Origin of the sequence: Beggiatoa leptomitoformis, assembly GCF_001305575.3 — a bacterium.
In the GTDB taxonomy this organism is placed as follows: domain Bacteria; phylum Pseudomonadota; class Gammaproteobacteria; order Beggiatoales; family Beggiatoaceae; genus Beggiatoa; species Beggiatoa leptomitoformis.
In genome coordinates, this window is record NZ_CP012373.2 from 3440371 (window position 1) to 3452515 (window position 12145).

Genomic DNA, 12145 nt, shown 5'->3' on the forward strand with positions numbered 1-12145 from the left:
AAGCATAACATGAAGGTATCTATTCGGGCGAATAGGATAAAAATGGGGTTCGCTATTTAGTAACGAGTCCCCCTTAACAACGCGGCTATTGCCACGCAATATTCCAGCCCTTTTCCCCCGTTTGTGCTTGAAATCCATCACATACAGCAATCATTGGAATAGCGGCCAGTGTTTCTCCTACATAAATGAGGGGGAAAAATGGGCGTAGCCATGCGGGAATATGTTCGGCTTGTAGCAATGTTTTTACTTCGCGGTGTAAACCACGTAGATAACAGCTTTCTCCACCTTGACGTAACCGAATGGTTAATGCAGCGGTTTGTTTAATGCCTTGTCCTAATGTTGCGGTTGCCGTTAATTTGCCTAAGGGAAGCGATAATGTTGTTGGCGGTTGCCAAATGGCTTGATAAGCCGTTGGAACGGGGGGGAGTGGTGATAAAGCGTATAAAACCGCTTGATAACGACGAATTTCTACACCTTGCCAGCGAATGAGTGGTTGTGCGTCCGTTTTAGCCGTTAGTAATTTATCGGTAATTTGGGCAAGCTGTGCCGTGCTAGGTAGTGAAAAATCAAGCTGTTGTAACCAATAACGTAATACATTGCGTTGTCTAGCAGGGGATAGTTGGATAAGTGATGGTATTGTTAATTGATTTTTTTCATGTCTTTTGCAGGTTTGTAAATCTTGTATGGCTAGTTCTTGTAAAAGTGCGTCGGCTTCAGCTTGATGTTGCGCAACACGGCAAAGTGTTTGATTAATGCTAGTCCAGCGTTGTTGTAATCGGGGGATGATGTCGTGGCGGAGAAAATTGCGCGTAAAGCGGGTATCGTCATTAGAACTGTCATTAACCCATGTCAGTTTTTGTTGTTTAGCCCATTGTTCTAATGTTGCCCGTGTCACATCCAATAATGGACGATATAAGTAACCTTGTGCAAAATGACTCTGCATGGGCATTGCGGCAAGCCCTGTTGTGCCTGCACCGCGCAGGAGTTGGAGCAAAACTGTTTCAGCTTGGTCGTCTGCGTGTTGGGCTGTCAGTAGGACTTCATCTGTAGAAAGGATGTCGGTAAAAGCACGATACCGCGCCTCACGCGCGCAGGCTTCCAGACTTTCACCAGCGGGTACTTGAACGTTGACGTAACGCACAACGCATTCAATGGCAAGGGTTTGACAAACTGATTGGCAGTGTTGTACCCAATCAGTGGCTGCGGGGTTTAAGCCGTGATGAATGTGTATGGCGCGGATGGTGACTTGAGGAAATTCTGTGCGTAAGCAGGCAAGGGCTTGTAATAACACGCTGGAATCTAAGCCGCCACTATAAGCCACCCACCAGCAAGGGACAGCGCGATAGGTCTGTAAACGGGCAGAGAGTCGCGCTAAAAATGGGTCTGTCATTGAAAAAAATGCGCTTAGGCTTTTTTGGGTAATACAATGCGTGCAGGTTGTGCAGGACGGTATAAAACACTTATGCGTCCAATGAGTTGGACAGTTTCCGCTCCGCTGGCTTCGCAAAGGGCTTGTGTGACTTCGCGTCGTGCTTCGCGGTCGTCACTGGCTATGCTAACTTTGATAAGTTCGTGGAAATTTAAGGCGTTATCTAATTCAGCCAGTAAGCTGTCGGTGATGCCTTTATTGCCAATCATAACAACAGGTTTTAAAGCGTGGGCAAGACTGCGTAAGTAACGGGTTTGATGTGTGGTTAAAGACATTATTCAGCATATTCCTAAAACAGCAAAAAGTGCGAGAGTATTGGGGATTTGAGGGGAAAACACAATAGGTTTTAGTGTATTCAGTTGATTCTATCATCAATGAGGAATAATTTTTACTTAACCTTTTTGTCTGCGCGATGGTTTGCATCAGAATGTTAAGGATTAACAGTATTGTCAATGCGGTTTGTTATGTCACGTTCAAGTTTAACGATTCTGATGTTGGGCAATGATTGTGTTTACCCATTATTATTTAGCATAGGCTACGTTTTTTTGTCTTTATAACGCGGTTAATCCTGAAAATCCTGATTTAATATGAGTTCAGCGATAACTTGTCTGAATCAGGATTCACAGAATTATCAAAATTTTCAGGATGAAATTGTTGGCATGTTTTTAATTCTGCGAATTTTGTTAATCCTGAAAATCCTGATTCAGACCGATATTCGAGTTTAACCACAAATTGCTAAACACCGTGATTCTATGGGTTGTTGGCAGATATAGACGTGATAGAGCGAAAAGTTAGGGCTGATACCAAAGACGCGCTGTTCTACTGTTGTAAAACAGTGGGTGAGTAGCGTGTGAATTTCTTGCCATGTATTAATGTGTTCGTGACGCATGAGTACGCCGTAATCCAGTTTGTATTTTAGGCGAAATTCAATCCCCGTCGATATCATCCATGCTAATTTCCATAAAAATCCACCTTCTGCGGGAATGGCTACTCGTAACACGCCATCGGGTTTTAATAATAAACCGCTACGCGCAATTACCAATGGTAAATTTTCTAAATGTTCAAATGTTGCAATGGAAATAATACGGTTATAAGACTGGGTAACTTCGTTTATATCAGAGAAAAAATGTTGTATTTGTGGGCATAGTGGTGAGTTTGCATATAACGCTGTATAGGGTTCTACGATGTCATACGCGGTGTGGTTTTTTTCGTAGGGTAAATGATTAAGTGTCCCTGCACCAATTTCTAAGGTGGTGTAAGGGGTTGTATAGGTTTCGCAATCTTTGGCAATGTGTTGGTGCATCCATTGTTCAAAACGATGCGCAAAACGGCTGGCTTGGCTGTTACCTTCGCGGTTGCTTTTATAATGTTGGTGGTAAATGGCTTGATACGCGCTGGGTAAGGGGGGGCGTTGTTTAGGAAAGCGGGCAAGTAGTGATTCAATGGCTTGCATAGCATTTATACGGGGAATTGGCAAAAGTTGACCGTGCATTGTACGCAGTTTTTTGGTGGTAACGATAATAAAATCATGTTGGTTTTTTATAATAATGGGCTGAGTAGTTGGGTTGCATTTTCTATAAAACGATGTAATAAAGGGCGTTTTTTCCATGCGTTGGGGTCAAAAAAATAGGCGTATTTTAAATAATTAGTCTGCATAGTTTTAACTTGTTGCGTAAAATTTTCGTCATAGACAAATAAGGTGATTTCAAAATTAAGCCAGAAGCTGCGCATATCCATATTTACGGAACCAATCAAGCTAAATTCGCCATCTACGCTGATAGTTTTTGAGTGTAATAATCCGCCATAATAGCCCGCAATTTTTACACCTGCCGCCATTAGTTCATCAAAATGGGCGCGACTGGCAAGGCGAACAAGTAGGGAATCACCATGCGAAGGTACAAGAATTGTCACCATAACGCCACGATGTGCCGCCGTGCAAAGTGCTGTTTGCATGGCTTCATCGGGAACAAAATAGGGGGTTGTGATGATTAATTCTTTACGGGCGGTGTAGATGGTGGTGAGTAACATGCCATGAATGATAGCGGGTGCAAGCCCAGGCCCTGAGGGAATCACTTGTACGATTGAACCTTGTTGGTGGCTGGTATCAGGTAGTGGTTCGGCAATGCTGGTTTTAAGGCTAATATCGGTTTCCATTTCCCAATCCCCTGCAAAAATCGCATTCAGGGCTTTTGCCGCCGCGCCTGTGACACGAACCATTGCATCTATCCATCGTCCAATCTCTTCATCTTTTTTAAAAAAACGTGGGTCTGCTAGGTTCATACTGCCTGTGTAGGCTATTTCGTTGTCAATCACTAAAATTTTTCGGTGGTTGCGTAAATCTAGGCGCACAAAAAGGCTACGAATAACATTGACAGGTAACGCAACTTCTATTTCTACGCCTGCGGTTTGTAATTTTTTTGCCCAAAAACTGTCGATAAAATCATAACTGCCAACCGCATCAACCAGTAAACGACAGCGGACACCCCGTTGTACGGCTTGAATGAGGGCTTGTAAGATGTTGTCGACCATACCGCCTGTTTGGCAAATGTAAAAAACGAGGTGGCAACTTTCTTTTGCTTGGTCAATATCAGCAATCATGAGACGAAAAGTATCTTCTGTCTTATCTAACAGTTGTAGCTGATTACCTGCTAGTGCAGGCATTCCAATGGTTGCAATCGCCTGACGGTGCAAGGCTTCGCAGGCGGGGTTAAGCAGTGGAAAATTGAGTTGATATTGCGCGTCTAAGGATTTGAGCCATTCATGATAGGGTTTTTGAAGGCGTGAGGCTCTTTCTGCCCGTCGCTTTCCTAAACGGTTTTCACCCACGAGTAGATAGATTCCCGCCCCAAAAAATGGCAGAAGAAGAATAACCGTGAGCCACGCGAGCGACACGCCAACTGCATGACGTTGCATGATAACGCGAATGGATAAACTAATGACAATTAGCCAATGAAGAATCGCTAAGTAGGTGGTATCAATGCCTAGCATGAACTGGGTTTTAAGTGCCTGTTTAATGTGTGCAGGTGTTTGCTGTCACAGTTAATTCAACAAATAAGGGTTTATGGTCGGAAGAGCGGATATTGTTAAGAACACCTGCACTGGCGCGGTTTTCTCCAAAGCCACGATAAAAAATATGGTCTAGTGGGGAGCGTAGAAAATGTTTGATATGTTTGCGTTTATCTGGTGCAAACATCACGGGTTGTAATTGTAACCGAGTAGCAAGGTTTGCGAGTGCGGTTAAACGGTTAGGATTCCAAGTATTGAAATCACCAAGAAATAAAATCGCGCCATGATGGTGGATGAGAATTTTTTCGACGGCTTGCAATTGTGCGCAAAATTTTTGGTTATTCACAAAGTTAATGCCATGAATATTAATAGTTAATAATGTTTCATCTGTGTTAGGCAGAGAATATTCCGTTAAGAGTGATACTTTAGGTGTACGGCTCATCGGTTCGTGTGTATCGCTAAAAATAGAGCGGGTATGAAGCGGTTTTATTTTAGAGGCGGTGAGTACACCTGAATAAGTGTTAGTTTTTCTGTCAATTAAGTTTGGGGCAAATGTCCAGCCCATCATTGCCATCGTCAGTAAATGACGGATAGTCTCGTTTAAACGAACTTCTTGTAAAAAAAGCATATCAGGTTGATATTCTTCTAATATATTTTTAAAGTCATCTATCCAATGGTGTCTATGACTGCGTTTAGCAATATTCCAGTTAAGAATCCGTAACGGACTGCTTGTTAATTGTGATAAAGAAAAATGGTTGTCAGTTAAAATAATTTGTGGTGAGGGAATAAAACGATAAGTTTTTGTTAATGAGATTAAATCTAGCATAGTGATGTGTTTACAGTGTTTTCGCTATCGTTGAAGTGTAGTAGAGAATGATTGCGCGACGAACAAATTTATACTGCCTACCACGGTCTTTTTAAAAGGATATTTTATTAGTCATCCATACGATGCTGTTTACATAGAACATCAGGATTTACGTCATTAGTTGGTAAGTGCGAATTTGTTTGCACCTACAATACCCATTGCAAGTTAGGATTCATTGTTCATGCCTACTCATAATAACGAACTGCGCCATCAACGCAATCTCCATGATACTTTACTACAAGTCAATCACTTATTAGAAAAACAAAAGTTAGTTAATGCGTTGGTGCGTAAGCAAGATACACCGCGTCATGAGTTAGTCCAATCATTGGTTGCTAAACAACATCTTGTTGAGTTAAAACATAAGTTAGAACAACTACATCCTGCCGACCTTGCCTTTGTTTTGGAGAGTTTACCGTTAGATGACCGTTTAAAAGTCTGGGAACTGATTCCTGTCGAAAAATATGGCGCGATTCTTTTGGAGTCCGCTGAAGCGGTACGAGACAGTCTGATTGCAAACATGGAACGCCATCAGATTATTCATGTTGCCGAACATTTAGACTCTGATGAAATTGCCGATTTAATGCCTGCATTACCAAAAGATACGGTCTTTGAAATTCTGACACAATTGGATAGTCAAAACCGCGAGCAAGTGCAATCGGTCATGCGTTTTCCTGAAGGAACAGCAGGGGCATTAATGGATTTTGACATGATTACGGTGCGTGAGGATGTTAATTTAGATACGGTATTACGGTATTTACGCCGTTTGGGGAAAATTCCTCATCAAACCGACCAACTTTTTGTTGTTGATAGAAATAGTATTATCAAAGGGGTTTTACCACTCACTGAATTACTAATCCACGCACCCGATGATTCAGTTCATGATGTAATGCGCAACGAATTTATTTCTTTTTATACAGATGATTCAGCACATGAAATTTCTCAAGCCTTTGAGCGTTATGATTTAATTTCCGCACCTGTGATTAACTCACATAATCAATTGGTTGGTTGTTTAGGCGTTGATGTTGTCGTGGATTTTATAGATGCAACCTTGCAACGTGAACGTTTAAATCAAGCAGGTTTAGAAGAGGAAGAAGACCTATTTGCACCCGTTTGGAAAAGCGGACGAAATCGCTGGGCGTGGTTAGCATTAAATTTAATGACCGCCTTTATTGCTTCCCGCATCATTGGTATGTTTGAAGACACGATAGAAAAATTGGTCGCGTTGGCAACCTTGATGCCGATTGTTGCGAGTATTGGCGGAAATACGGGCAATCAAACCGTTGCACTGGTGATTCGCGGATTAGCCTTAAAAAAAATTAATGCAGATAACTTTTTGCACTTCTTTTTTAAAGAAATTACTATCAGTTTAATGAATGGCATACTATGGGGAAGTGTGGTAGGTGTTTTCGCACTGTTACTTTATCAAGACATACGCTTAGCACTTGTGATGATGGCTGCAATGATTTTAAACTTACTGATTGCCGCATTAGCGGGGGTTTTTATTCCCGTCGGTTTGAGCAAATGCGGACGTGACCCTGTGATGGGCAGTAGTGTGATGCTAACCGCACTCACCGATAGTATGGGATTTTTTATTTTTCTGGGGCTAGCAACGATTTTTTTGCTTCCTCACTAAATACACCATTTTTAGTTCTTGAGTACCCTTTACCTTTGAGGAATGACATGATGTATAAATTACTTGCAATGATAACCCTGACACTTTTTTTAACGGCATGTGGTTCGCCTATCAACCAAGCAAACTATGATAAAGTGACAGATGACATGCTTTACAGCGAAGTCGTTAAACTATTGGGTGAACCTACCCATAAAAACAGTAGTGGTATGAACGTTGGAAGTATTGATTTATCAGGAACAGATGCGGAATGGCAAGAAGGCGGTTTAACGATTAACATCGTGTTTGTGAATGATAAAGTCAAAATAAAGCGGATTAAAAAATAATAGGCTTTATTAAGCGGACTTTAATACATAAAAACCAATGATTTGACAACTTTTATCTTGTTGTCAAATCTATCAGGATGAGGCAAAAAATGGGCTATTAATTATCGTTTTCCCTTAGCAATATTCCGTCCGTAAGACCTCATCTCTCTTTCTCAATATTAAAAACGAATGCTTATTCATCCCTTACTTTGCAATACCTTACCGCCTGCCCCGTGTACACTACTGATTATCGGTTCTTTAGATACCACGCTCCACGAGTATTTAGTTATGCGGGGCTATCATCTTATTCAACAAATGGATTTTACACCCCCTGCTGTTCCTGTTGCACGGGTGTATTGTTTAGAAATAGGTTTGATAAAAGACCCGCTAGATGATTTTAATCAACTCTATTCTGCTTTACCCGCACAAACAGCCGTCTATTTATGGGGTACAGTTTGCATTCAACGCCAGATAAATCAGCTAATTGAGCAATTACCAACCCTATCTTTTTTATTATGGCAAATACAACGCTGTGGATTTAAACTACTGGCACAAAAAGACCTTACCACAGAAATAAGTGATTTCTCCCTTAATCCTCAGCATTATGCGTATATTGCCATAGAATTACAAAAAACGACCCCACCCCGTTGGCAAATAAATCAGGTGAGTGAAAAAGATAGTCCTGCCATCAGACAATTGTTTAATCAAGTATTTACGCCAAAAATCATGAGCGAGGCATTATGGACGTGGAAATATGCCGCAGGGCGCGGGATTGGCATGGCTGCTTGGACAGGTACGGAAATGGTGGCGCATTACGGCGGAATTTTACGGCGGATTTTGTATTTTGGTAACGTTAAAACCGCTGTACAGATTGCAGATGTGATGGTGCTATCCACAGAACGCGGCGTATTAACGAAAAAAGGCGCGTTTTTTTTAACGGCCGCTAGTTTTCCTGAATATTTTGTTGGTTATGGTGCGATAGCATGGCTAGGCTACGGCTTTCCTAGTGAACGACATTTACGTCTTGCCCAGCATTTAGACTTATACGCGCCTGTTGGTCGCATGGTGGAATTAACATGGCAAAGTGAACAAACACCACCAAAATTATTCAGTCGTATTCAACATCTTAATCTTGAAACAGCCGAAGCGGTTATTACACAACTTTGGAAAAACATGGCGAACAGTTTACACACCGCATTATTAGGCGTGCGTGACTGGGATTATTTGCAATATCGTTATTTACAACATCCACATAATACTTATGAATTACTGCTTGTTACACATCGTTTAACAGGTAAACCATTGGGTTTAGCCGTTATTTTTATTGAAGGTGATATTTGTCGCCTGATGGATTTTATTGGCTCTCCGCAACAATTGCAGACGACCATCGCCCAAGTGCGGCGTGTAGCGGGACGGCGAGGGCTAACCCATGTAAGCACATGGATTACTGAAAATTTTTCCACTATGTTTCCCTTAATAGACGCGCAACAAAAACCCCTAGATATTCAAATTCCGCATAGTATTTGGTGTCAAGGAATTGCCCCTGATGTGGTTAAAAATCATTGGTGGTTAATGGCAGGGGATACCGATTTTTTATAAATAGATGCTTGATTAATCCATGTATATAACTATATATGGGATTACGCATATATTCACAGATAGAGGATGGGTTATCATGCAAGAAATTAATATTAAAGAAATGGTTAAAGAACGTTATGGCAATATTGCGAAAACACAGGGCAGTTGCTGTGGCGGGGGCAAATCAGCTACTACGGTGCAATTGATGAGTCAAGCAATTGGTTATACAGCCGTTGATTTAATTAATTTACCTGATGGTGCTAATTTAGGTTTAGGTTGTGGCAATCCGACAGCATTGGCTTCGCTCAAAGTAGGTGAGGTCGTGTTAGATTTAGGGTCTGGCGCGGGCATTGATTGCTTTCTAGCAGCTCGAGCAGTGGGTGAAACAGGGCGCGTGATTGGGATAGACATGACCCCCGAAATGCTGGCTAAAGCGCGTCATTATGCTGAACAAGGGGGGTATCACAACGTAGAATTTCGTCAGGGTGATATTGAAGCTTTACCTGTTGAAAATGATAGTATTGATGTAATTATTTCTAACTGTGTTATTAATTTAGCAACAGATAAAGCGCAAGTGTTTAAAGAGGCTTTACGGGTGCTAAAAATAGGTGGACGTTTATTAGTTTCAGATTTAGTGCTACTCAAGCCCTTGTCGGCTGACTTGCGCAAATCTGCATCGGCTTATGCAGGGTGTATTGCAGGGGCGATGTTAAAAAATGAATATTTACAAATTATGCAACAAGCGGGATTTAACGATGTTTCCATTGTTGAAGAAACGGCTTACCCATTAGAATTATTATCCGATGAGTCGGCTTATCAAGGATTAGTGAGTGAATTTACCGAGTTTGACCCTGCGATTATTGCCGAGGCAGCCAGTGCGGTAGTTAGCGTTAAAGTAGAAGCGGTGAAAGTTTAAGCAGGCTAACGCAAAAAGATTTAATACTTAATGGGATGCACTGAGTCATCCCATTTATTTAATCTTAGCGTTACAAAATAACCTTATGATTTTTCAGCTAAACTTAATAATAAGGTTTGTTGCGCGGATATAGGTGTTTCCCCTTCAACAGGTTTTAACCAGTTATAACTCCCTTCACTGTCTAACACCCATGCTTGCGTATTATCCGCTAAATAGAGTTTTAAGCCTTGTTCAATAACCCGTGCTTTTAACACAGGGTTTTCAATTGGGAAACATTCTTCTACTCGTTTTAACAAATTGCGATCCATCCAGTCCGCGCTTGCGCAAAACACCTCAGGATTGCCATTATTATGAAAATAGAAACAACGGGTATGCTCTAAAAAACGTCCAACAACGGAACGGACATGAATATTTTCTGAAATGCCCGCCACACCGGGGCGTAAACAACAAATACCACGCACAATCAGTTCAATCTTTACCCCTGCGATAGACGCACGATATAACGCTCGAATAATTGCTTCTTCAGTTAGTGCGTTGACTTTAACAATAATATGGGCGGGTTTACCTTGTGTCGCATTTTCTGCTTCCCGCGCAATGCGCTCTATCATGCCACTGTGCAACGTAAACGGAGCTTGCAACATCTTCCGCATTTTGGCACTGCGTCCTAATGAGGTTAGTTGCATAAAAATTTTATGCACGTCTTCGCCTATATCTTCATCACACGTAAATAAACCATAATCGGTATAAATCCGCGCGGTTTTTGCGTGATAATTTCCCGTTCCTAAATGCACATAGCGACGTAGTTTTTTCCCTTCGCGCCGAATAATCATCATGATTTTTGCGTGTGTTTTAAACCCAACAACGCCATACACCACATGCGCACCCGCTTCTTGCAGACGATTCGCCAAACGAATATTGGCCTCCTCATCAAATCGCGCCCGCAACTCCACAACCACCGTGACTTCTTTACCTGCTTTAGCCGCATCAACCAGTGCATCAACCAAAACAGAATCAGGGCCTGTGCGATACAGTGTTTGTTTAATCGCTAATACTTGCGGGTCAGCCGCTGCCTGACGTACAAAATCAATAACGGGTGTAAAGGATTGAAAGGGATGATGTAATAAAATATCCCCCTCACGAATGGTTGAAAATAGATTGCGTCCTACATTCGCGGGTAAACCCGGTGTAAAGCTAGGATATTTCAGCTCAGGACGGTCTAACATATCAGGGATAGCAATAAGTCGACCTAAATTGACAGGGCCATTAACTTGGAAAAGTTCTTTTTGTCCTAATTCAAATTTTTTCAGGAGATAGTTGACGATTTTTTCAGGGCAATTATCCGCAACTTCTAAGCGTACACTGTCACCATATCGCCGTCCGGGAAGTTCACCTTCTAACGCACGGAGCAAGTCGTCGACTTCTTCTTCATCTACAAATAAATCACTATTGCGTGTGAGGCGGAATTGATAACAACCCAATACCTCCATACCGGGGAATAAATCAGCAACATGCGCGTGAATAATTGAAGAAAGAAAAACAAAGTCTTGCGGATGTTGCGCAATGTCTGCGGGGATTTCAATTAAACGAGGCAATGCACGCGGTGCTTGTACCACCGCCATATTAATATCGCGTCCAAATGCGTCTTTCCCCTTTAGGGAAACGATAAAATTTAAACTTTTATTTAAAATGCGTGGAAAGGGATGCGCAGGGTCTAAGCCAATTGGGCTTAAAATCGGGAGTAATTCATTATTAAAAAAATCTCTAATCCATCCATTTTGTGCATCATTCCATTGGTCACGCTTGAGAAAATAAATATTCTCCTTTTCCAGACTGGGAATGATTTCATTATTCAGTAACCGATATTGTTCATCGACAAAATCATGCGCAGCAACGCTAATGCGGTTAAGAATTTCTTGCGGTGACAAATTATCTGCACCACTTTGTACAGAACCAAATTGAACCTGCTCTTTTAAACCAGCAACACGAACTTCGTAAAACTCATCCAAATTAGAGCTGGCAATACATAAAAAACGTAACCGTTCTAACAACGGTTTACTGGTGTCTTTTGCTTGCGCGAGTACACGCCGATGAAAGGCAAGCAGACTTAATTCACGGTTAATGTATAAATCAGGGCGATTGAGATCAATTTCTTCCATGTTACCCGCACTTGTTGGAGTAGGTTGCTCTGCTTTTTTCGTTGCACTTCTACGGGCATAAACCCGCGCGCGTGGGTCTTCGTCTAAACCACCACCATCTTTTGTTCTTGTATTCATAATAACAGTCGCTTTTATCGTTATTTAAGGTCTTTAGGGTATCAGATGTTATTTTCGCTAAGATGACAGTTTACGCATTATTATGGATGTTGATGCGTGATTACGGCACAGAAGCGTATTATCAGATGTCTTTAACAATAATA

10 protein-coding genes are annotated in these 12145 nt (G+C 41.6%); 4 read left to right on the top strand and 6 right to left on the bottom strand.

What is annotated here, in order from left to right; genetic code table 11:
- Window positions 1-85: 85 nt before the first annotated feature.
- From tilS to AL038_RS14545, 5 genes are all read right to left on the bottom strand, one after another.
- Window positions 86-1390, bottom strand: a complete 1305-nt coding sequence (gene tilS, locus AL038_RS14525) for a tRNA lysidine(34) synthetase TilS (RefSeq protein WP_062154000.1) — start codon at window positions 1388-1390, stop codon at window positions 86-88.
- Window positions 1391-1404: 14 nt separating this feature from the next.
- Window positions 1405-1704, bottom strand: a complete 300-nt coding sequence (gene yhbY, locus AL038_RS14530) for a ribosome assembly RNA-binding protein YhbY (protein ID WP_062154002.1) — start codon at window positions 1702-1704, stop codon at window positions 1405-1407.
- A gap of 446 nt (window positions 1705-2150) precedes the next feature.
- On the bottom strand, window positions 2151-2921 hold the full coding sequence (locus tag AL038_RS14535; RefSeq protein WP_236839403.1) for a class I SAM-dependent methyltransferase: 771 nt from the start codon (window positions 2919-2921) through the stop codon (window positions 2151-2153).
- A gap of 47 nt (window positions 2922-2968) precedes the next feature.
- A complete protein-coding gene (cls, locus tag AL038_RS14540; RefSeq protein WP_062154004.1) occupies window positions 2969-4417 on the bottom strand; it encodes a cardiolipin synthase in 1449 nt (482 codons plus the stop codon).
- Window positions 4418-4439: 22 nt separating this feature from the next.
- Complete coding sequence (locus AL038_RS14545; protein WP_062154006.1) at window positions 4440-5261, bottom strand: endonuclease/exonuclease/phosphatase family protein; 822 nt, start codon at window positions 5259-5261, stop codon at window positions 4440-4442.
- 220 nt (window positions 5262-5481) lie between these two features.
- Here AL038_RS14545 and mgtE point away from each other — a divergent pair, with 220 nt between their 5' ends.
- The 4 genes from mgtE (at window position 5482) to arsM (ending at window position 9729) form a co-directional block, all read left to right on the top strand.
- Window positions 5482-6933, top strand: coding sequence for a magnesium transporter (gene mgtE / locus AL038_RS14550; RefSeq protein ID WP_062154008.1), 1452 nt, complete (start codon window positions 5482-5484; stop codon window positions 6931-6933).
- 47 nt (window positions 6934-6980) lie between these two features.
- Window positions 6981-7256 carry a DUF3862 domain-containing protein gene (locus AL038_RS14555; RefSeq protein WP_066246147.1) on the top strand — a complete coding sequence of 92 codons (276 nt, stop codon included), beginning with the start codon at window positions 6981-6983 and terminating at the stop codon, window positions 7254-7256.
- A gap of 168 nt (window positions 7257-7424) precedes the next feature.
- Window positions 7425-8834, top strand: a complete 1410-nt coding sequence (locus AL038_RS14560; protein WP_145917116.1) for a GNAT family protein — start codon at window positions 7425-7427, stop codon at window positions 8832-8834.
- 76 nt (window positions 8835-8910) lie between these two features.
- Window positions 8911-9729, top strand: coding sequence for an arsenite methyltransferase (gene arsM, locus AL038_RS14565; protein WP_062154013.1), 819 nt, complete (start codon window positions 8911-8913; stop codon window positions 9727-9729).
- 83 nt (window positions 9730-9812) lie between these two features.
- Here arsM and ppk1 read toward each other — a convergent pair whose 3' ends face one another.
- Window positions 9813-12002: a polyphosphate kinase 1 gene (ppk1, locus tag AL038_RS14570; RefSeq protein WP_272898026.1), complete on the bottom strand. Its 2190-nt coding sequence runs from the start codon at window positions 12000-12002 to the stop codon at window positions 9813-9815.
- Window positions 12003-12145 lie beyond the last annotated feature (143 nt).

Bases quoted from the DNA above. Each gene is read 5' to 3' on its own strand.
- mgtE (WP_062154008.1), top strand. From the start codon at position 5,482: ATGCCTACTCATAATAACGAACTGCGCCATCAACGCAATCTCCATGAT.
- yhbY (WP_062154002.1), bottom strand. From the start codon at position 1,704: ATGTCTTTAACCACACATCAAACCCGTTACTTACGCAGTCTTGCCCAC.
- arsM (WP_062154013.1), top strand. From the start codon at position 8,911: ATGCAAGAAATTAATATTAAAGAAATGGTTAAAGAACGTTATGGCAAT.
- tilS (WP_062154000.1), bottom strand. From the start codon at position 1,390: ATGACAGACCCATTTTTAGCGCGACTCTCTGCCCGTTTACAGACCTAT.
- AL038_RS14560 (WP_145917116.1), top strand. From the start codon at position 7,425: ATGCTTATTCATCCCTTACTTTGCAATACCTTACCGCCTGCCCCGTGT.
- AL038_RS14535 (WP_236839403.1), bottom strand. From the start codon at position 2,921: ATGCACGGTCAACTTTTGCCAATTCCCCGTATAAATGCTATGCAAGCC.
- cls (WP_062154004.1), bottom strand. From the start codon at position 4,417: ATGCTAGGCATTGATACCACCTACTTAGCGATTCTTCATTGGCTAATT.
- AL038_RS14555 (WP_066246147.1), top strand. From the start codon at position 6,981: ATGATGTATAAATTACTTGCAATGATAACCCTGACACTTTTTTTAACG.
- ppk1 (WP_272898026.1), bottom strand. From the start codon at position 12,002: ATGAATACAAGAACAAAAGATGGTGGTGGTTTAGACGAAGACCCACGC.
- AL038_RS14545 (WP_062154006.1), bottom strand. From the start codon at position 5,261: ATGCTAGATTTAATCTCATTAACAAAAACTTATCGTTTTATTCCCTCA.